This is a genomic window from Erwinia sp. 9145, assembly GCF_000745075.1.
Lineage (GTDB): Bacteria > Pseudomonadota > Gammaproteobacteria > Enterobacterales > Enterobacteriaceae > Erwinia > Erwinia oleae.
The window spans coordinates 2,131,014-2,149,832 of record NZ_JQNE01000001.1; the positions used below are offsets into that span (position 1 = coordinate 2,131,014).

Annotated in this window: 19 protein-coding genes; 7 read left to right on the plus strand and 12 right to left on the minus strand. The window is 56.6% G+C overall.

Annotated elements, in window-relative coordinates; all coding sequences use genetic code 11:
* Positions 1 to 69: 69 nt before the first annotated feature.
* Positions 70 to 810: a carboxy-S-adenosyl-L-methionine synthase CmoA gene (cmoA, locus tag FA91_RS10355; RefSeq protein WP_034915443.1), complete on the plus strand. Its 741-nt coding sequence runs from the start codon at positions 70 to 72 to the stop codon at positions 808 to 810.
* Positions 810 to 1,775 (plus strand): tRNA 5-methoxyuridine(34)/uridine 5-oxyacetic acid(34) synthase CmoB, encoded by a 966-nt coding sequence (cmoB, locus tag FA91_RS10360; protein WP_197060496.1) that lies wholly within the window; start codon positions 810 to 812, stop codon positions 1,773 to 1,775. The genes cmoA and cmoB overlap by 1 nt, the downstream gene beginning before the upstream one ends.
* A 46-nt stretch (positions 1,776 to 1,821) precedes the next feature.
* On the opposite strand, the gene FA91_RS10365 is transcribed toward cmoB, so the two are convergent.
* Positions 1,822 to 2,676, minus strand: a complete 855-nt coding sequence (locus tag FA91_RS10365; RefSeq protein ID WP_034915448.1) for a hypothetical protein — start codon at positions 2,674 to 2,676, stop codon at positions 1,822 to 1,824.
* A gap of 168 nt (positions 2,677 to 2,844) precedes the next feature.
* Between FA91_RS10365 and FA91_RS21225 the strand changes: the two genes are divergently transcribed.
* Positions 2,845 to 3,015 (plus strand): hypothetical protein, encoded by a 171-nt coding sequence (locus FA91_RS21225; protein ID WP_034915449.1) that lies wholly within the window; start codon positions 2,845 to 2,847, stop codon positions 3,013 to 3,015.
* A 125-nt stretch (positions 3,016 to 3,140) separates the two neighbouring features.
* Here the strand turns inward: FA91_RS21225 and cutC are convergent, their stop codons facing one another.
* On the minus strand, positions 3,141 to 3,893 hold the full coding sequence (cutC, locus tag FA91_RS10375) for a copper homeostasis protein CutC (protein WP_034915451.1): 753 nt from the start codon (positions 3,891 to 3,893) through the stop codon (positions 3,141 to 3,143).
* 100 nt (positions 3,894 to 3,993) lie between these two features.
* Here cutC and FA91_RS10380 point away from each other — a divergent pair, with 100 nt between their 5' ends.
* Positions 3,994 to 5,145, plus strand: a complete 1,152-nt coding sequence (locus tag FA91_RS10380; RefSeq protein WP_034915453.1) for a PatB family C-S lyase — start codon at positions 3,994 to 3,996, stop codon at positions 5,143 to 5,145.
* Here the strand turns inward: FA91_RS10380 and FA91_RS10385 are convergent.
* The gene (locus FA91_RS10385) at positions 5,142 to 5,705 is read right to left on the minus strand and encodes a VOC family protein (protein WP_034915456.1); all 564 of its coding nucleotides are present in this window, start codon (positions 5,703 to 5,705) and stop codon (positions 5,142 to 5,144) included. The genes FA91_RS10380 and FA91_RS10385 overlap by 4 nt on opposite strands.
* Before the next feature lie 308 nt (positions 5,706 to 6,013).
* Between FA91_RS10385 and FA91_RS21445 the strand changes: the two genes are divergently transcribed.
* From FA91_RS21445 to FA91_RS10395, 3 genes are all read left to right on the plus strand, one after another.
* Positions 6,014 to 6,139: a hypothetical protein gene (locus FA91_RS21445; RefSeq protein ID WP_255350082.1), complete on the plus strand. Its 126-nt coding sequence runs from the start codon at positions 6,014 to 6,016 to the stop codon at positions 6,137 to 6,139.
* Positions 6,140 to 6,338: 199 nt separating this feature from the next.
* Complete coding sequence (gene argS / locus FA91_RS10390; protein ID WP_034915458.1) at positions 6,339 to 8,069, plus strand: arginine--tRNA ligase; 1,731 nt, start codon at positions 6,339 to 6,341, stop codon at positions 8,067 to 8,069.
* A gap of 104 nt (positions 8,070 to 8,173) precedes the next feature.
* Complete coding sequence (locus FA91_RS10395; RefSeq protein ID WP_034915460.1) at positions 8,174 to 8,572, plus strand: ester cyclase; 399 nt, start codon at positions 8,174 to 8,176, stop codon at positions 8,570 to 8,572.
* 30 nt (positions 8,573 to 8,602) lie between these two features.
* On the opposite strand, the gene FA91_RS10400 is transcribed toward FA91_RS10395, so the two are convergent.
* The 9 genes from FA91_RS10400 to FA91_RS10440 form a co-directional block, all read right to left on the minus strand.
* A complete protein-coding gene (locus tag FA91_RS10400; protein ID WP_034915461.1) occupies positions 8,603 to 8,989 on the minus strand; it encodes a flagellar protein FlhE in 387 nt (128 codons plus the stop codon).
* Positions 8,989 to 11,067: a flagellar biosynthesis protein FlhA gene (gene flhA, locus FA91_RS10405; protein WP_034915463.1), complete on the minus strand. Its 2,079-nt coding sequence runs from the start codon at positions 11,065 to 11,067 to the stop codon at positions 8,989 to 8,991. Before flhA ends, FA91_RS10400 begins: the two co-directional genes overlap by 1 nt.
* Positions 11,067 to 12,212 carry a flagellar biosynthesis protein FlhB gene (gene flhB, locus FA91_RS10410; protein ID WP_034915465.1) on the minus strand — a complete coding sequence of 382 codons (1,146 nt, stop codon included), beginning with the start codon at positions 12,210 to 12,212 and terminating at the stop codon, positions 11,067 to 11,069. Before flhB ends, flhA begins: the two co-directional genes overlap by 1 nt.
* A 187-nt stretch (positions 12,213 to 12,399) precedes the next feature.
* On the minus strand, positions 12,400 to 13,047 hold the full coding sequence (gene cheZ / locus FA91_RS10415) for a protein phosphatase CheZ (protein ID WP_034915467.1): 648 nt from the start codon (positions 13,045 to 13,047) through the stop codon (positions 12,400 to 12,402).
* A 9-nt stretch (positions 13,048 to 13,056) separates the two neighbouring features.
* Positions 13,057 to 13,446, minus strand: a complete 390-nt coding sequence (gene cheY / locus FA91_RS10420; protein ID WP_034915469.1) for a chemotaxis response regulator CheY — start codon at positions 13,444 to 13,446, stop codon at positions 13,057 to 13,059.
* A 41-nt stretch (positions 13,447 to 13,487) separates the two neighbouring features.
* Positions 13,488 to 14,537, minus strand: coding sequence for a chemotaxis response regulator protein-glutamate methylesterase (locus FA91_RS10425; RefSeq protein ID WP_034915470.1), 1,050 nt, complete (start codon positions 14,535 to 14,537; stop codon positions 13,488 to 13,490).
* Complete coding sequence (gene cheR / locus FA91_RS10430; RefSeq protein ID WP_034915472.1) at positions 14,537 to 15,409, minus strand: protein-glutamate O-methyltransferase CheR; 873 nt, start codon at positions 15,407 to 15,409, stop codon at positions 14,537 to 14,539. The genes FA91_RS10425 and cheR overlap by 1 nt, the downstream gene beginning before the upstream one ends.
* Positions 15,410 to 15,434: 25 nt before the next feature.
* Complete coding sequence (locus FA91_RS10435; RefSeq protein WP_034915473.1) at positions 15,435 to 17,036, minus strand: methyl-accepting chemotaxis protein; 1,602 nt, start codon at positions 17,034 to 17,036, stop codon at positions 15,435 to 15,437.
* Between the two features lie 45 nt (positions 17,037 to 17,081).
* Positions 17,082 to 18,749 (minus strand): methyl-accepting chemotaxis protein, encoded by a 1,668-nt coding sequence (locus tag FA91_RS10440; protein WP_034915477.1) that lies wholly within the window; start codon positions 18,747 to 18,749, stop codon positions 17,082 to 17,084.
* Between the last annotated feature and the right edge of the window lie 70 nt (positions 18,750 to 18,819).

Consider the following 18,819-nt stretch of genomic DNA (forward strand, 5'->3'; position numbering starts at 1 on the left):
GCGCGCAGAAAGGATGCAGCCCGCGCCGCTTTCTGACAAAATACGGGTTTTTCTCCCGGACTTACCACTATGTCTAACCGCGATATGCTGTTCTCCGCGCCAATTGCTCAACTGGGCGACTGGACGTTTGACGAGCGCGTGGCTGAAGTTTTCCCCGATATGATCCAGCGCTCGGTGCCTGGCTACTCCAATATTATCTCCATGATCGGCATGCTCGCCGGGCGCTTCGTGCAGCCGCATACGCAGGTTTACGATCTCGGCTGCTCGCTGGGTGCGGCAACCCTTTCTGTTCGCCGCAACATTCAGGCTGAAGGCTGCAAGATCGTCGCCGTTGATAATTCACCGGCGATGATTGAACGCTGTCGCCGACACATTGACGCCTTTCGCGCCGAAACGCCGGTTGAGGTGATCGAAGCGGATATTCGCGATGTCGTCATCGAAAACGCATCAATGGTGGTGCTGAATTTTACCCTGCAATTCCTGGCGCCGGATGAGCGCCAGCAGTTGCTGAAAAAAGTGTGCGAAGGGATGCGTCCCGGCGGTGCGCTGGTGCTTTCCGAGAAGTTCAGCTTTGCCGATAAAGACGTTGGCGAACTGTTGTTTAATATGCATCACGACTTCAAGCGGGCGAACGGTTACAGCGAACTTGAGATCAGCCAGAAACGCAGCATGCTGGAAAACGTGATGCTGACTGACAGCGTGGAAATCCATAAAGCGCGGCTGCACAATGCAGGCTTTGCGCATGCTGAACTGTGGTTTCAGTGTTTTAACTTCGGATCGCTGGTGGCGTTGAAAGCAGGTGATGCCTGATGGATTTTGGTAATTTTTATCAGCTTATTGCAAAAGGCCCGCTTTCTCACTGGCTCGAAACGCTGCCCTCGCAGATTGCCGCCTGGCAGCGCGAACAGTTACACGGTCACTTTAAAAACTGGGATCGCTCGGTTGAGCACCTGCCTATCATTGAGCCCGACACGCTGGATCTGCTCCACAGCGTCAGCGCCGACAGCAGCCATCTCAGCGACCGTCAGCGCTCGGGACTGGAAAACCTGCTGCGTAACCTGATGCCGTGGCGCAAAGGGCCCTACTCGCTTTATGGCGTCAATATCGATACGGAATGGCGCTCGGACTGGAAATGGACGCGCGTGGCGCCGCATATTTCACCGCTGGCCGGCCGGGTGGTGCTCGACGTGGGCTGCGGCAGCGGCTATCACATGTGGCGGATGATCGGCGCGGGCGCCAGCCTGGTGGTTGGCATCGATCCGATGCAGCTTTTTTTATGTCAGTTTGAGGCGGTCCGTAAGCTATTGGGTAACGATCAGCGCGCGCATCTGCTGCCGCTGGGGATTGAGCAACTGCCGGAACTGAAAGCCTTCGATACGGTCTTTTCCATGGGCGTGCTCTACCATCGCCGTTCGCCGCTCGATCACCTGTTCCAGCTTAAAAACCAGTTAGTCAGCGGTGGCGAACTGGTTCTGGAAACGCTGGTGGTTGAAGGAGGCGAGCATGAAGTACTGGTGCCGGGCGAGCGTTATGCGCAGATGCGCAACGTCTTTTTCATTCCCTCCACCGGTGCCCTGAAGAGCTGGCTGGAAAAGTGCGGTTTTGTGGACGTGCGCGTCGTTGACTACTCACGCACCAGCACGGACGAGCAGCGCCGCACCGACTGGATGACCAGCGAATCACTGGCCGAGTTTCTCGATCCCGACGATGCCAGCCTGACGGTGGAAGGCTATCCCGCCCCGCTGCGTGCGGTGCTGGTCGCGCGCAAACCCTGACAGCCCCCGTGCCGCCGGCGGAGATCCGGCGGCAGGAAAAACGCTCTTATTCGTCTGCGTCCTGCGGCGCTTTGCCGTTTTTATCCCAATATTCAAACCGGTAGGCAGCGCTGATATTGCGGCGGATTTCGCCCTGCGGCAACACTTCCGTTTCGCGCGAATAGCTCAACGTACAGTTGCCGTAGCTGTCCCAGAGCTGGCAGTCGTCAATCGTGGTCAGCTCACTGGTGGGCGAATGCGTCAGCGTCAGTAAACGCTGTTCGCGCGCGTCACTGTCGTAGCTCCAGGTCGATTTGCTGTTTTCTGACGATGAGTTAATCAGCTGATTTTTAGCATTCCAGCGGTAGCGACTTTCTCCATTGACTCGTACGTCTGTTCCGCGCGCGACGCTTTTCGTCAGGCGCCGGCGGCCATCAAAACTGTTCGTCGTTTCCGTAAAACCTTTTTGACCATCAAGCAGAAACGCATCGCTTGCACTGATAATCGTGCCCTTGCTCCCGACGCGATAACTGATGTTTCCCTGCTTGTTGCTGACCTGCTGCGGCTGCCCGTCTTTAACGGCAAAAACCGCAATCTCATAGACCGCCTGCCAGCCCGACGCCACACGGGTGATGCTTTGTACGATCTTCAGCGCCATATTCCCTTCATTTTTATCCACGCTGATATCAGCACGGAGCAGCGCGCCGCACTCATCAAACTGTCCCAGAATTCGCTTCTGTTGGTTAACGTCTTTACCAAACTCGCCGACGACAACCTGTTTAATCGGCCCTTTTGCCGTGCCGCCAAGCAGGAGAATGCTGTTGCTGTCATTTATCTGCTGACTGTGAGGCGGGCAACCTGGCGCAGCATATATTACGCCCGGCAGGTAAAGGCAGACGGCGCTCAGCATGATGATTTTCATCAGAAATCTCGTCGGTAATAATGGAAAGTTAAGTGTAAGAGGAAATTTGTCGTCGTGCTGCACAGCGGATGAAAAAACCCATCGACTTTTCTGGCATCATTCAGCCACCAGGCTAAGGTTGTTATTCATCGTTTGATGATAATTCACCATTAACTCAGGGAAATAGCCATGAAAAAATCATTAATTGGCGCGGTATTTATGTTCGCATTAGCAACGCTGGCAGGTTGCCAGCACGACAGCAGCGCCGTCGGCAGCGATGGTCGTCCACATGCACCAAGCGGTCAGCAGGCGCCAGGCGGTACCCTGGGAAGCGGCCCGGACGGCGGCCCGCAGTCCTGATAACGTTTGCAGCGGTCGGCGTTTTTACCTGCCGCTGAAAGAAAAAAAGCCCCATCAAAACGATGGGGCCTGGTACTTGCAAAACATCACGTCGCTATACTGGCGTGCTGTGCGGCAAAATCGGTTCATGCGACTCTGACCGGTGAACTGAGCATGACGGCCTTCATAGCCTCAACCATATCAGTATCAACACACGGGCGGCTGAATTCGTCGGTTTCAGCGACGGAATTCATCGAAACCCCCGCTTTGCGGTAACGCATGAGGGAAGGAATTCGCTGGCTGGCCGAACTGTGCACTTCAGGCAGCCCGGCATCAATAAACTTTTGCAGGTTGCTCAGACGCACGCCCGCGCCAGCCATAATAATTGGACCACGGGTATGGCGATTAAGTTCCCTTAATAAAGGTAATCCGCTTTCCGCGCTCTGTTGTTGACCTGAAGTCAGTATGCGCGCCACCCCCAAATCCGTTAGCTGAGACAGCGCCGTCAACGGATTGTGACAGAGATCAAACGCGCGATGAAACGTTACCGCCATCCCCTCGCACAGCGCCATAATCTGCTTCATGCGCGGCATATCGATATGGCCATCGATGTCCAGTACGCCGACCACGAGGCCAGGGAAACCCAGCTCGCGAATAAACGCGATATCCGATTTAATCTCGTTAAATTCGCCATCGGTAAAGCAAAAATCGCCGCAGCGCGGCCTGACAATGGGATGAACCGGGATACTGAGCCGTTCGCGCGCCTGAATAAGGCTTCCGGCCGACGGGGTCAACCCACCTTCTGCGGGCGCAGCGCAAAGTTCAATGCGATCGGCCCCGGCATTTTCCGCTGCCAGAGCACAATCGACGCCGTAGCAGCATACTTCCAGTTTTAGCATTTCATCCTCCTGTTAATGACTGCTGTGTGGGAGTTGTTTTTTTTCCGGATGTCTGCTTTGCTTCCAGACATTAAGAATAATATTAACGGGAACGGGCAACATGGCATCCAATTTTAATGAACGGATAGATCGCCGTCACAGCGATAGTTTAAAATGGAAAAAATATGGCGATCGCGACGTTCTTCCATTATGGGTGGCGGACAGCGATTTTCGTTCACCTGATTGCATTATCGACGCGCTTAAACGTCGCGTTGAACATGGCGTGTTCGGCTATGGCGATACCCCTGCCGAGCTGATCGACATTGTTATCCAGCGCATGGCCGATCGCTATCAGTGGCATATCGAGCCAGACTGGCTGGTTTTCCTGCCGGGGGTGGTCAGCGGTCTTAACCTGAGCGTCCGCGCTTTTACCGATGCACATCAGGGGACTATTGCGCCCACGCCGATTTACCCGCCGTTCCGCTCTGCCGCAAAACTGGCAGACCGCACGCAGCTTAACGCGCAGCTCCGGCTTGAAAATCAGCGCTGGGTGATGGATCTCGCCGCGCTGGAAATGCAGATGAGCGGTAATGAGAAACTCTTAATGCTGTGCAATCCGCAGAATCCCGGCGGTACGGTGTACCGACGCGAGGAGCTGGAAGCCCAACTGCATTTCGCCCGGCGACACGACCTGATCGTCTGTTCTGATGAGATCCACAGCGATTTGATCCTGGAGCCCGGCCTGAGGCATATTCCGTTTGCCAGCCTGAGTGAAGACGCTTCGCAGCGTTCCATTACCCTTATTTCGCCTTCGAAAACCTTTAATATCGCCGGACTTGGCGCCTCGCTGGCGATTATTCCCAATAAATCACTGCGCGAGCGCTTTAAAAAGCAGCGTCAGGGCATCGTGCCCGGCGTTGATATTCTTGCTTATGTGGCCGCCACGGCCGCCTGGCGCGACGGGCAGCCGTGGCTGGATGAGCAACTTGACTATCTGCGCGGAACCCGCGACTTTCTCACACAGCGTATTAATGCAATCAATGGACTGTCAATGGTCGCGCCAGAAGCCACTTACCTGGGCTGGATCGATGCCAGCAGGCTTGACGTCGCCAGCCCGGCGCTGTTCTTTGAACGTCACGGCCTGGGATTTTCTCCCGGCCGCGATTTTGGCGACGATGGTTTTGTCCGCTTTAATTTTGCCTGCCCGCGCGATTTAATCGAGGAGGCATTACGCCGCATGACGACAGCTGTCCGCAGCGGCCATATCCGTTAGTTTTGTTCGCTGGCGACGATCTCCTGTAAAGACCACGGATGGAATTTTATCGTGACGCTGCCGTCGGTAACCGCCAGTGTCGGGTTTGGCAGTCGCTCGCCTGCCCCCTGCGGCGCGCTGCTTTTTACCGAAATCCCGGGCTGACAAAGCCCGTCATCCGCCAGCAGGGCCAACGCACGCGCGGCAAGTTCAGAGGGGTCGCCCCGCAGCACAATTTCGATATGTTCCCAGCCTTCATGGCGGTAGAGACGTTGACCGGGCCAGGGCAGTTCGACCACGCCGATGCGGCACGGCCCAACCGTCAGCGGCTCATGTAATTCAAACAGCGCCACGGCACGCCCGTTTATCTCTTTTTCTGAAAAGAGCGTTCCCTGCTGCAATAATCCCTGCTTCCATCGCTCTGCGGTGGTATTTTGATGGCAGCGTAGCGCAATGTGATCAATCTCCAGTTCCTCAAGGGAAAGTTTGAGCCGGGCTGCAAAATTGAGCAGAGCCTGCTCGAAACGCGGTAAATCATTAGCTAAATCACTTAATTCTCTTGAATTCCCCAGTAAAAACATGTTTATTACCTTTTATAGTGAAATTTTTCTAATCATTCAGTTCGATGCTGGTGATTTTTCAGGGCCACGCGATCGCTTTTTTTTCTAACGACCATTAATAATTATTATAATAAACCGTCGCTTTGCCGCAAAATCACTACTTTACGCTGGTTCAGTACCAGAATATTATTTAGGTAGACTAACTTAACCTTTTGTTTTAATTTACTTAAATTAAAACAATGCGAGTTTTCTTAAATCCACTGCGGGGTGTTGTAGAGTATTCTTAATCTTTAACAGTTCCACTTGACCCAAATACAAGGAAAAGCCAAATGCTTATGTTACTACTTGTCGCCGTTCTTATCGCGATGACGGGGTTTGCGCTGGTACGCCACTGGAAGGTACGTAATACGAAAACCACCATGGAGAGCCCGCACAGACCATCGCGTCGTCGTTAACGTCTCTCACTCAGATGCGGCGGGCAGCTTCCCGCCGCTTTCTTCAGTCTCTCGCCCGCAGGTTCCTGGATTACTTCCCGCAAAATACAGTATACTTTTCCCCTTCATTTTTTAGCGATATCCTTCGTCATCCGGCGATGGAGCGCATACCGACAGACAGCCTGCGCGCAGGCATTATCAGCACAATTAAGGTAACCCGGTGAATATTCAGGCTCTTCTTTCAGAAAAAGTCAGTCAGGCGATGATCGCAGCAGGCGCTCCGGCGGATTGCGAACCGCAGGTGCGTCAGTCAGCAAAACCGCAGTTCGGTGATTATCAGGCTAATGGCATCATGGCCGTCGCTAAAAAACTGGGCAAAGCGCCCCGACAACTGGCCGAAGAAGTGCTGCAACACCTCGATCTGCGCGGCATTGCCGCTAAAGTCGAGATCGCCGGGCCGGGCTTTATCAATCTTTTTCTCGCGCCGGAATGGCTCGCCGCGCAGATTGACAGCGTGATTGATGCGCCGCGTCTGGGCATTGCGCCCGTCGAACCTCAAACCATCGTGGTGGACTACTCCGCGCCCAACGTGGCGAAAGAGATGCATGTCGGTCACGTCCGTTCAACCATCATCGGCGACGCCGCGGTACGCACCCTTTCCTACCTCGGGCACAATGTCATCCGCGCCAATCACGTTGGCGACTGGGGCACGCAGTTCGGCATGCTGATTGCCTTTCTGGAGAAGCAGCAGAGCGAACACCATGAAGAGATCGCGCTGGCCGACCTGGAAGGCTTTTACCGGGAAGCAAAGCGTACCTATGATGAAGATCCGGCCTTTGCCGAGCGCGCGCGCGGCTACGTGGTGAAGCTACAGGGCGGCGACGAATACTGCCGTAAAATGTGGAAAAAGCTGGTCGACATCACCATGGCGCAAAATCAGCAGATTTACGACCGCATGAAGGTGACGCTGAGCCGCAATGACGTGATGGGGGAAAGCCTCTATAACGATATGCTGCCGGGTATCGTCGCCGACCTGAAGGCAAAAGGCCTGGCGGTGGAGAGCGAAGGCGCAACCGTGGTTTTCCTCGACGAATACCAGAATAAAGATGGCGACCCGATGGGCGTCATTATTCAGAAAAAGGATGGCGGCTACCTCTATACCACCACCGATATTGCCTGTGCGAAATACCGCTATGAAACGCTGAAGGCCGACCGCGTGCTTTACTACATTGATTCACGTCAGCACCAGCATCTGATGCAGGCGTGGACAATCGTTCGCAAGGCGGGCTACGTGCCGACATCTGTCCCGCTGGAACATCACGCGTTTGGCATGATGCTCGGCAAAGACGGCAAGCCGTTTAAAACGCGCGCGGGCGGCACCATTAAGCTTTCCGGCCTGCTGGATGAGGCGGTTGAACGCGCGACAAAACTGGTCAGTGAAAAGAACCCGGAGATGCCGCAGGACGAACTGAACGCGCTGGCGACCAGCGTGGGTATCGGCGCGGTGAAATACGCCGACCTGTCAAAGAGCCGTACGACCGATTACGTTTTTGACTGGGACAACATGCTGGCCTTTGAAGGCAATACGGCCCCTTACATGCAGTACGCCTACACGCGCGTTCTGTCGGTATTCCGCAAGGCTGGCATTGATGAGTCCGCCATTACTGGCGCAACCGTTATCAGCGAGGATCGCGAGGCGGCGCTGGCGGTTCGCCTGTTACAGTTTGAAGAGACGATTATGCAGGTCGCGCGCGACGGTACGCCGCATGTGATGTGTGCTTATCTGTACGATCTGGCCGGTCTGTTCTCCGGTTTTTATGAACACTGTCCTATCCTCAGCGCAGCGGACGATACCACCCGCCAGAGCCGCCTGAAGCTGGCGTTGCTGACGGCCAAAACCCTGAAGCAGGGGCTGGATACGCTCGGCATCGACACCGTCGAAAAAATGTAATCCCTCGGAGGTAAAACGGGCAGCCCGCTTTACCTCCGCACGCTGTTTCTGGTTATCATCCAGCCCTGTTGCCCGACCACGCAAATCTTTCCGGGAGTAACCGTTTGTCAGATAACCCTGTTGCAGCCCTCTACCGTCGCTATCTCAACTGTCTCAATCGTCGCGACTGGGGAAACCTGGCCACTTACGTCGCCGATGATGTTAAACATAACGGACGTCCGCTGGGCCTGTCGGGCTATCGCGCCATGCTGGAAAAAGATTGCCATGACATCCCCGATCTGGCGTTCACTGTCGACATGCTGGTGGTGGAACCGCCTCATCTCGCCTGTCGCCTGGCCTTCGACTGCACGCCCTCAGGTCGGTTTCTTGGTATTCCCGTCAATGGACGACGCATACAATTTTACGAAAATGCCTTTTATCGTTTTGATAAGAACAGGATTGTTGAAGTCTGGTCAATCGTTGATAAAGCCGTTATTGAAAAGCAGCTGGCAGATCGTCCGTAAGCTCCCCTTCATGACCGCTGCGACGGAGCATTAACGGTAGTTCACCATCACTTCATTACTTAACACCCGCAGCGTTTTATTCAGCCTGCCCGTTCCCATCACGCCGTAAATAAAATGCAGGCTTTCTGACGCGCTGATGTTAGTCAGGCCTTTTGTGGTGCCGCTCGCGCCTTCAAGCTCTACGCAGCGACTGGTGGCACACAGCCAGACGCGCAGATCGGCGGGCGGCGGCCCGTTCAGCGTATAGCGCCAGGCGATCTGCGTCATGGTGCCGCTGACCGCTTCCGGCGAAACCAGCACAGGCGAGGCCGCCTGCATACCCCGGTTAACAATACCCGGCCCGGTGGCGCTGGCCTGCCAGCCGCCGTCGGCCATCGCCATGCACGGGAGAAGCAGCAGCGGCAGCAGGCGTTTCATCAGTGGCCTCCGATGGAGGAAGTCATGCGGATCTGACGATTGTCGGTCAGCTCCAGATTTGAAATCACCATCAGCTGCGGCAGGTTGCGGCGCAGGAAACGGGCCAGCAGCGCACGCAGCGGATGATTCACCAGCAGAACCGGCGGCGCGCCAACGGATTCCTGATGAGCCATCGCCTCCTGCGCCTGCGCCAGTAAACGATCGGCCAGGCCAGGCTCCAGGCCACCACCGCCCTGAAGCGCCTGAAGCAGCAGGCGCTCCAGCGTGCTGTCCAGCCCGATAACCTGCACTTCGCCGTTACCAGGGAACCACTGCTGGGTGATGGCGCGCCCCAGCGCGACGCGAACCACTGAGGTCAGTTCGTGCGGGTCGGTCTGTACCGGAGCGTGCTCCGCCAGCGTTTCAATAATGGTGCGCATGTCGCGAATGGACACGCGCTCCGCCAGCAAATTCTGCAACACTTTATGCAGCGTGGTCAGGGAGATAACCCCAGGGATCAGATCTTCAGTCAGCTTCGGCATATCCTGCGTCACGCGATCCAGCAGCTGCTGCGCTTCCTGACGCCCAAACAGCTCGCTGGCGTACTGGCCGATGAGGTGATTAAGATGCGTCGCCACGACGGTACTGGCTTCCACCACCGTAAAGCCCTGAATTTGCGCCTGCTCTTTCAACGCGCTGTCAATCCACACCGCCGCCAGGCCAAAGGCTGGATCGACGGTCGCTTCGCCCGGCAGCGTGCCCGCAGCGGTGCCCGGATTTATCGCCATCCAGCGGCCCGGATAGGCATCGCCGCTGCCGATCTCCACACCCTTCATCAGAATACGGTAACGCGCGGGCGGCAGATCCATGTTGTCACGGATGTGCACCACCGGCGGCAGAAAACCCATCTCCTGCGCGAATTTCTTACGAATACTGCGAATACGGCCCAGCAGCTCGCCATCCTGCGTGTGATCGACCATAGGGATCAGTCGGTAACCCACTTCCATTCCCAGGCTGTCCTCAAGCTGCACATCAGTCCACGACGCTTCAACGGTCGACGCCGTTTCAACCGGCCGCGTCAGGGTCTGCGGTGCCATCTTCGGCTGTGATTCTTTGCCGCGCAGATACCAGGCGAGGCCCAGCAACGCAGCGGTAAACATCAGGAAAACGAGGTTTGGCATGCCGGGCACCAGGCCCAGCAGGCCCAGCACGCCGGCGCTCAGCATCATCACGCGGGGGTTTTTGAACAGCTGGCTCACCATCTGCTCGCCAACATCCTGATCGGTGCTGACGCGCGTAACGATAACGCCCGCGGCGGTAGAGATAACCAGCGCCGGGATCTGCGCGACCAGACCGTCACCGATAGTCAGCAGCGTATAGGTTTCCGCGGCGTGTCCCACGTCGAGACCGTGCTGCATCACCCCAACCAGCAGTCCGCCGATGACGTTAATCACCATGATCATGATGCCCGCGACGGCGTCACCGCGAACGAATTTACTTGCACCGTCCATCGAACCGTAGAAGTCCGCTTCCTGCGTCACCTCGGCGCGACGTTTTTTCGCTTCGTCTTCACCGATCAATCCGGCATTGAGATCGGCGTCAATCGCCATCTGCTTGCCTGGCATGCCGTCCAGCACGAAACGGGCGCCCACTTCCGCAATACGTCCCGCGCCCTTGGTGATAACCATAAAGTTGATGATCACCAGAATGATAAATACCACGATACCGATAGCGAAGTTGCCGCCCACGAGGAAATGGCCGAACGCTTCCACCACGCGCCCCGCCGCCGCCGCGCCGGTATGGCCTTCCATCAGGATGATACGGGTGGACGCCACGTTGAGCGCCAGGCGCAGCAGCGTGGAGAAGAGCAGGATGGTCGGGAAAGCGGCAAACTCCAGCGTGCGCTGGGTAAACATCGCCACCAGCAGCACCATAATCGACAGCGCAATGTTAAAGGTGAACAGCAGATCGAGGATGAAAGGCGGCAGCGGCAGCACCATCATCGACAGGATCATCAGAATCAATACCGGCCCGGCCATCACCTGCCATTGGGTATCTTTCATATTGGGTAACCGTAATAACGCGGTCAGATTTGCCATCAGTCTTCTTCTCTTGAGCCAAAGTCCAGCGCTGCCGGCACCGGGAGATTATCAGGTTTTTTCGGGGCCAGGCCGCCTTCAAGCTTCCAGCGACGGAGCTGCCAGACCCAGGCGAGTACTTCTGCCACGGCCGCATATAACGTTCCCGGTATATGCTGACCAATTTCACTGTGCCGGTAGAGCGCACGCGCCAGCGGCGGTGCTTCCAGTACGGGAATACGGTGTTCTTTACCCAGTTCGCGGATGCGCAGCGCGATCTCGCCTGCGCCTTTCGCCACAACTTTCGGCGCACTCATTTTGAGCTCGTCATACTGCAACGCCACCGAGTAGTGCGTTGGGTTGGTGACAATGACATCCGCTTTGGGCACATCGGCCATCATTCGCCGCCGCGCGGCAGCGCGCATCTGCTGCCGGATGCGTCCTTTTACGTGCGGATCGCCCTCCTGCTGCTTGTATTCGTCGCGGATGTCCTGGCGGGTCATGCGCAGACCTTTAAAATAACTGTAGAGCTGCCAGAAAACGTCAAAACCGACCATCGGCGTCAGGCCAAGCACGACCAGCAGGCTGCACATCGCAATCATATTCAGCGCGCTGGCCAGCGCAATAAAAGGCGATTCGCTGATTAAACGCAGCATATCCGGCCAGTGGCTGTGCAGGTAAATCCAGGTCACGCACCCGACCAGCACGGCCTTCAGAATGGCTTTCACCAGCTCCGCCGCCGTCTGGCCGGAAACCAGTTTTGCCAGGCCTTTAATCGGGTTCATTTTGCCGAGGTCAAACTTAATGGCTTTGCCGCTGAGCAAAACGCCGCCTAACAGCATCGGCGCGGCAATCGCTACCAGCACTAAGCCGGCCATAATCGGCAACAGCGCAAACACCGCCTGGGTAATTAAATTCGCGATCTGATGCAGCATCTGGCTGGTGTCGCTCACCACCGAGTGGTTGAAGTTAAGGCCGTCGGCCAGCACCGCGCCCAGTTTGCGCGCCATGCTTTCGCCGCCAATCCACAGAATGCTCAGACCCGCGACCAGCATCAGCACGGAGGTGAGTTCGCGCGAACGCGGGATTTGCCCCTCCTCGCGTGCTTTCTCAAGCCGGTGCGCGGTGGGGGATTCGGTCTTCTCTTCTTCGCTGTCTCCAGCCACGGCAGCTCACCCCTAACGGAAATTTCAGGGTTCATCATGCCAGAGCGGCGCAGGGATAATGGCGCGAGTAAACGCGTAAAAAGGAGGTTATTTCGCGGATGGTCGGCGGGTGTGGAAGAAAAGCAGGCGTCGCTCGCCGTGTCGACAACGGGCATCAACACGGTGAGCGAATCGCTTCAGGGCGAACTCAGAAGCCGAGGCTGTCCAGCAGATCGTCAACCTGATCCTGGTTAGCCACTACGCCAGGCGCCGCGCCGTTGATCTGCGGGCCGTTCAGCAGGCTGTCCGCATCTTTCTTCGCGCGCGCAGAGGACGGTTCTGGCATGTTTTCCAGCAGCACCATCAGCAGTTGACGCTCAATTTCCTGAATCACGTCCATCATGCGCTTGATCACCTGCCCGGTGAGATCCTGGAAATCCTGCGCCATCATGATTTCCATTAACTGGGCGTTAGTGAACGAAGTATGTCCCGGCACCGCGTCGAGGAAGCCGCGGGTGTCGGTTACCAGCGAACGGGCATCCGCCAGCTCGACAGGGTGCTCAAACCATTCGTCCCAGCGCCCTTTCAGCGATTTCGCTTCATTCTCCATCTGCGTCTGACGCGGCTGTGACGCCTCAACGCAGTTCAGGGCACGCTCGGCCGCCTGCGCGGTCATTTGCACCACATAATCCAGACGATCGCGCGCGTCGGGAATGGCCTCAGCCGCTTCGGCGATGGCCTGGTCCAGCCCAAGTTCCCGCAGGCTGTCGCGCAGCATACGCGTCAGCGAGCCAATACGGGTGACGATGTCCTGCGCAGAGGCCGCATCCGTGCTCGGTTTGATAAGTTCGCTCATGTCGGCTCCTTACATACCCAGCTTTTCGAAGATCTTACCTAACTTCTCTTCAAGGGTAGCTGCCGTAAAAGGTTTAACGACGTAGCCGCTGGCACCAGCCTGAGCAGCCGCAATGATGTTCTCTTTCTTCGCTTCCGCCGTGACCATCAGCACGGGCAGTTTGCCGAGCGTGGCGTCTGCGCGAATGGTTTGCAGCAGTTGCAGACCATCCATATTGGGCATGTTCCAGTCGGAGATCACAAAGTCGAATCCGCCGGCGCGCAGTTTGGTCAGGGCGTCAACGCCGTCCTCTGCCTCCTCAACGTTGTTGAAGCCCAGCTCTTTTAACAGGTTACGGACGATACGACGCATGGTATTGAAATCGTCGACCACCAGAAACCGCATATTTTTATCAGCCATACTTACTCCTGTTTTGCGTAGCCCCGCAGGACGGGCGCTGCTTATATACGTAATGCCTGTCCGGCGCTAATTTTTGCCAACATGTGCTGGCTGATTTGGTGGAGATCCACCACCTCGCTTGCTCCCCCCATGGCTATTGCTTCACGGGGCATACCAAAGACAACGCAGCTTGCTTCGTTTTGTGCGATGGTCCAGGCGCCGGCTTTATTCATCGCCAGCAGACCCGCCGCACCGTCATTGCCCATGCCAGTCAGGATCACGCCAACGGCATTTCTTCCGGCATACTGCGCCACAGAATTAAACAGCACGTCCACTGACGGCTTGTGTCGATTCACCGGCGGCCCTTCATTCAGCTTCACCTGATAGTTAGCGCCGCTGCGCGACAGCTCCAGGTGCATAGCGCCAGGGGCGATATAGGCGTGACCGGGCAAAATACGCTCGCCATCCTCCGCCTCTTTCACCGTTATCTGGCAAAGCTTGTTCAGTCGCTCCGCGAACGAGCGGGTAAAACCGGCGGGCATGTGCTGAGTGATCAGCAGCGCCGGACTGGTGGCCGGAAGCGGCTGAAGCACGTGCCTGATGGCTTCCGTACCGCCGGTCGAGGCGCCGATAGCGATCAGCTTTTCACTGCTCAGCAGCGGCCCGGCCTTCAGTACCGGCGGCGCCGTTTGCGGGCCGCGCATCTGTAATCTGGCACGCGATGCGGCACGCACTTTATCGGCGATCATCTGGCTGTAGGCCAGCATTCCTTCGCGAATGCCCAGCGACGGTTTGGTGACAAAATCCACCGCCCCCAGTTCCAGCGCGCGGAGCGTGATTTCCGACCCTTTGCCGGTCAGGGACGAAACCATGACCACCGGCATCGGCCGCAGCCGCATCAGCTTTTCCAGAAAATCCAGCCCGTCCATGCGCGGCATTTCCACATCCAGCGTCAGCACGTCCGGGTTAAATTGTTTGATCAAATCCCGTGCAACCAGGGGGTCCGGCGCAGAAGCCACCATCTCCATATCCGAATGACTGTTAATGATTTCCGTCATCAACTGCCGCATCAGGGCGGAGTCGTCGACGCATAACACTTTGATTTTTCCCATCATCTTTCCTTAGTCAGTCCGTAGACCGTCTGGCCGCGCAGATAAAATTCTTTACTGATCTGGCTGAAGTTCTCTGAGTGACCGGCAAACAAGATACCGCCCGGCTTCAGCATGGTGACAAAACGCCGCAGAATTTTTTCCTGGGTTTCCTTATCAAAGTAAATCATCACGTTACGACAAAATATCGCGTCAAACGGGCCGGGCACCGCCCACTCGTTAGCCAGCAAATTAAGCTGGGCAAAACTAATCATATTCGCCAGTTCCGGACGAACTCTCACCATTCCTGCGTGCGGTCCGGTACCGCGAAAAAAGAATTTTTGTAGCTGCTGGGACGAAAGCGTACGCAGCTCTTCCTGGCGATACACGCCCGCCAACGCCTTCTCCAGCACCTGCGTATCAATATCCGTCGCGTGCACCTGAAACTTGCCCGGGCCGCTGCCGAGCGTTTCCGCCAGCGTCAGCGCGATTGAGTACGGCTCCTCGCCCGTGGACGCCGCCGCGCACCAGACGTTAAAGCTACCGCTGCGTTTTTTAGCGTGTTCGGCCAGAATCGGAAAATGGTGCGCTTCACGAAAAAAGGCCGTCAGGTTTGTGGTCAGCGCATTAATAAATGCCTGCCACTCCGGACTGTTGGAATCGTTCTCCAGCAGCGCAAGGTAGCGTCCAAAGTCGTCAAGGCCCAGCGTTCTCAGCCTGCGCACAAGGCGGTTGTAAACCATTTCCCGCTTGTGATCGGCAAGAACAATACCGGCTCGCTGATAAATCAGCTGGCTTATCCGCTTAAAGTGCGTATCGGATAACGGCAGACGCTGAACCATCTGTGCCAACAGCGTTGTGGTATCCGCCGGTGCTAACGTTGTCGATTTTTTCATAAAATGCCACCCTGCAAATTGCAGATTAAGGGGTCAAAACAGTGCTATTTTCCCTGTAAGCCTGCATGGCAACCTGATCCGTATCACTGAGTGAGAATCTGCTCACCGCGCCCGTCAGATGTTCTGCCTGTGCTTCAAGAGCTTCAGTGGCTGCTGCCGCTTCCTCAACCAGCGCGGCGTTCTGTTGTGTCACCTGATCCATCTGGCTGACCGCCAGTGCGACCTGTTCAATACCGCGACGCTGCTCGTCAGACGCCGAGGCGATTTCGCCCATGATGTCGTTAACGCGCGTGACGCTTTGTACAATCTCATCCATGGTTTCGCCCGCCGACGCCACCAGTACCGAGCCCTGATCGACGCGGCTCACCGACTCTTCAATCAGACTTTTAATCTCTTTCGCCGCCTGCGCGCTGCGCTGCGCCAGACTGCGCACTTCGCCGGCGACCACCGCGAAGCCCCGTCCCTGCTCGCCTGCCCGCGCCGCTTCTACCGCCGCGTTGAGCGCCAGAATATTGGTCTGGAAGGCGATGCCATCGATCACGCTGGTGATATCGCCAATCTTCTTCGAGCTGCGGGCTATTTCGCTCATGGTGGTTACCACGTTGCCGGTCAGCGCGCCGCCTTTATGGGCGGTAGTCGATGCTTCTTTTGCCAACTGCGAGGCCTGACGCGCATTTTCTGCGTTGCCGGTCACCGTCGCGGTAAGTTGTTCCATACTCGCTGCCGTTTCCGCCAGCGAAGAAGCCTGCTGCTCGGTACGGGCGGAGAGATCGTTATTGCCTGCGGCGATTTCGCGGATGCCGGTCTGCATCGACTGGCTGCCGTCGCGCACGCGACTCACCGTTGCCGCCAGTTCGTCCTGCATCGCTCTCAGGCTGGTAAAAAGCTGTGTTAACTCGTTGCGCCCTGCAATCTCAATGGTGCCGCCCAGGTTGCCGGAGGCGATGCGTTCAAAATGGCCGCGCATCAGCGCCAGCGGCGCAATCACTGCTTTTCTTACCCAGATGAAGCCAATAAGCGTAACCAACAGCGAGAGCACCACCGCAGCGCAAAATATCACCATCGACTGCGAGTAGAATCCTTTACTCTCCTCACTGGCGTGCTGGCGCAGCAGGTCGATATGCGTTATCCAGCGGTTATACTGCACCTTAAATTTGTCCTGCACGCCCTGCGTCGGCGAATCCAGGAAATCCTGGAGCTGATAGTTCTGTAAGTAGACGATCAGCTGGCCCAGCTCATGCGAATAGTCGTTATAGACCACGCCCATCGCTTTTTTCAGTTCGCTGCCTTCCGGCGTCAGTACCGGTATCGCGTCGAACCGCTTATATGCTTTATCGGCAGCATCCAGCTCTTCCTGAGCCTTTGTCATTAAACTTGTGACCTGATCGCGCGGCGCGCTTAGCGCAGCACGCGTTCCGGCGCGGCTGAGCGTGACGCGAGCGCTTAACAGTGCCGCCCAGGTTTCGCTCAGCGTCTCGCGCTGAATACCGCTAACTTCCACCTGATGCATATTCCTGGCATCCTGACGGAAGGAGTTAAACGACAGACCGTTACTGGCGATCTGCATGAGGCAGAACACCCCCAGCAGAAAGATTATCGACGTTGAAATACGAAGCTGATTAAACATCAGTGACTCCTGGTGTAGTTGCCCAACATGGGCCTTTAAACGGGATTAAAACGTTTCCCAATTATCTTTTGTCGCCAGTGCAACAGGCGCGGCAAGAGCGACAGCGGGCGGGTTATTTTGTGCCCTGCTTACATTAACGGCCTGGATAACATTTTCTTTACGTATTTGAAATACCGCCACTGCCTGCGTCAGCTGGCTGGCCTGCACTTCCAGCGCGGCGGCGGCCGAAGCGGACTCTTCCACCAGCGAGGCGTTCTGCTGCGTTACGCGATCCATCTCGTTAACGGCGACGCCCACCTGGTCGATTCCCCGGCTCTGCTCGTCGGAGGCGGAAGAAATTTCGCCCATGATGTCCGTGACGCGGGTGACGGCGCTGACGATGTCCGCCATGGTTTCGCCTGCGCTTTCCACCAGCACCGAACCGGTATCAACACGCGCAACCGAGTCTTCGATAAGTCCTTTGATCTCTTTCGCTGCCTGCGCGCTGCGCTGCGCCAGATTGCGTACTTCACCGGCCACCACGGCAAAACCGCGCCCCTGCTCTCCCGCGCGCGCTGCTTCCACCGCCGCGTTCAGGGCCAGAATGTTGGTCTGGAAGGCAATACCGTCAATTACACCGGTAATATCGGCAATTTTCTTTGAACTTCCGGCAATGTCGCTCATGGTTTTCACCACGCCGTCAATCACTTTGCCGCCCTGCTGCGCGGTGCCGGAGGCGCTCAGCGCCAGTTGTGAAGCCTGCCGGGCGTTTTCGGCATTCTGTTTCACCGTGGCGGTGAGTTGCTCCATGCTGGCGGCGGTTTCCTGTAGCGATGCCGCCTGCTGTTCTGTGCGGCTGGAGAGGTCGTTATTGCCCGTGGCGATTTCGCTGGCGCCGGTGAAAATGGCCTCTGCGCCGTCACGCACGTTGCTGACGGTGCGGATCAGCGACTGCTGCATCTCATGCAGGCTGTCCGCCAGCTGCGACATTTCGTTGCGGCCGGTCGCGTCAATAGGCTGAGTAAGATCGCCGCGCGCAATGTGTTTAATATGTTCAATATTGCTTTTCAGCGGACGTAGCAGAATATTCATGATGCCGCTCCACGCCAGCACGCACGCGGCCAGCATAATCAGCAGTCCTGCCGCCAGCGTCCACACCGTTTGTTGATAAGCACTCTGATTGAGTTCAGTGGCGGTAGCGGAAAGCTGGTTGTTGGTTTCCAGCCAGGCGTCGTACTTTGCCTGGAAGGCATCCTGATAGCTCTGCGTCGGCTGGGCGATAAAGTCGCCGAGTCGGCCCGTCTGCATCATGGTAATCAGATCGTTCAGCGCGTCGTGGAGCTGTTGATAGCTGGCCTGCAACGCCTTAACGTTTTCAGCCGTTTTACCCTGCTCAGACAGGTTGGCGTTGAACACCGCCAGTCCGCGATCGGCCGCCTCCAGTTCCTGACGCGCCAGCGTCATCAGTTCGCCAACGGTGGCGCCCGATCCGGTCTGGCTGGCATCCTGAAGCGTACGAATAGCGGCCCGGTTCAGCGTATTGCGGGTTTTAACCAGCGAAACCCATGAGGTGCCCATCGCCTGCTGAAGCACACGCAGGCGCTGGTTAAAGGCAAAGTTTTCTTTATCGTTGGTAATATTGTTGAAAAAAATCCCACCGGTGCCCAACTGAAGAACGGCGAACACTATCAGCACGCTAATCAGACCGGTAACCACTTTGACACGCTTGAACATAACCACCTCTGAACAGGGAGAAGAGGCTCTGTTATCGGCAGAAATAATGAGATCTTTATCACGAAATAAC

Excerpts from the sequence above, each read along its gene's own strand:
- cmoA (WP_034915443.1), top strand. The coding sequence starts at position 70 with ATGTCTAACCGCGATATGCTGTTCTCCGCGCCAATTGCTCAACTGGGC.
- cmoB (WP_197060496.1), top strand. The coding sequence starts at position 810 with ATGGATTTTGGTAATTTTTATCAGCTTATTGCAAAAGGCCCGCTTTCT.
- FA91_RS10365 (WP_034915448.1), bottom strand. The coding sequence starts at position 2,676 with ATGAAAATCATCATGCTGAGCGCCGTCTGCCTTTACCTGCCGGGCGTA.
- FA91_RS21225 (WP_034915449.1), top strand. The coding sequence starts at position 2,845 with ATGAAAAAATCATTAATTGGCGCGGTATTTATGTTCGCATTAGCAACG.
- cutC (WP_034915451.1), bottom strand. The coding sequence starts at position 3,893 with ATGCTAAAACTGGAAGTATGCTGCTACGGCGTCGATTGTGCTCTGGCA.
- FA91_RS10380 (WP_034915453.1), top strand. The coding sequence starts at position 3,994 with ATGGCATCCAATTTTAATGAACGGATAGATCGCCGTCACAGCGATAGT.
- FA91_RS10385 (WP_034915456.1), bottom strand. The coding sequence starts at position 5,705 with ATGTTTTTACTGGGGAATTCAAGAGAATTAAGTGATTTAGCTAATGAT.
- FA91_RS21445 (WP_255350082.1), top strand. The coding sequence starts at position 6,014 with ATGCTTATGTTACTACTTGTCGCCGTTCTTATCGCGATGACGGGGTTT.
- FA91_RS10400 (WP_034915461.1), bottom strand. The coding sequence starts at position 8,989 with ATGAAACGCCTGCTGCCGCTGCTGCTTCTCCCGTGCATGGCGATGGCC.
- flhA (WP_034915463.1), bottom strand. The coding sequence starts at position 11,067 with ATGGCAAATCTGACCGCGTTATTACGGTTACCCAATATGAAAGATACC.
- cheZ (WP_034915467.1), bottom strand. The coding sequence starts at position 13,047 with ATGAGCGAACTTATCAAACCGAGCACGGATGCGGCCTCTGCGCAGGAC.
- cheY (WP_034915469.1), bottom strand. The coding sequence starts at position 13,446 with ATGGCTGATAAAAATATGCGGTTTCTGGTGGTCGACGATTTCAATACC.
- FA91_RS10425 (WP_034915470.1), bottom strand. The coding sequence starts at position 14,537 with ATGGGAAAAATCAAAGTGTTATGCGTCGACGACTCCGCCCTGATGCGG.
- cheR (WP_034915472.1), bottom strand. The coding sequence starts at position 15,409 with ATGAAAAAATCGACAACGTTAGCACCGGCGGATACCACAACGCTGTTG.
- FA91_RS10435 (WP_034915473.1), bottom strand. The coding sequence starts at position 17,036 with ATGTTTAATCAGCTTCGTATTTCAACGTCGATAATCTTTCTGCTGGGG.
- FA91_RS10440 (WP_034915477.1), bottom strand. The coding sequence starts at position 18,749 with ATGTTCAAGCGTGTCAAAGTGGTTACCGGTCTGATTAGCGTGCTGATA.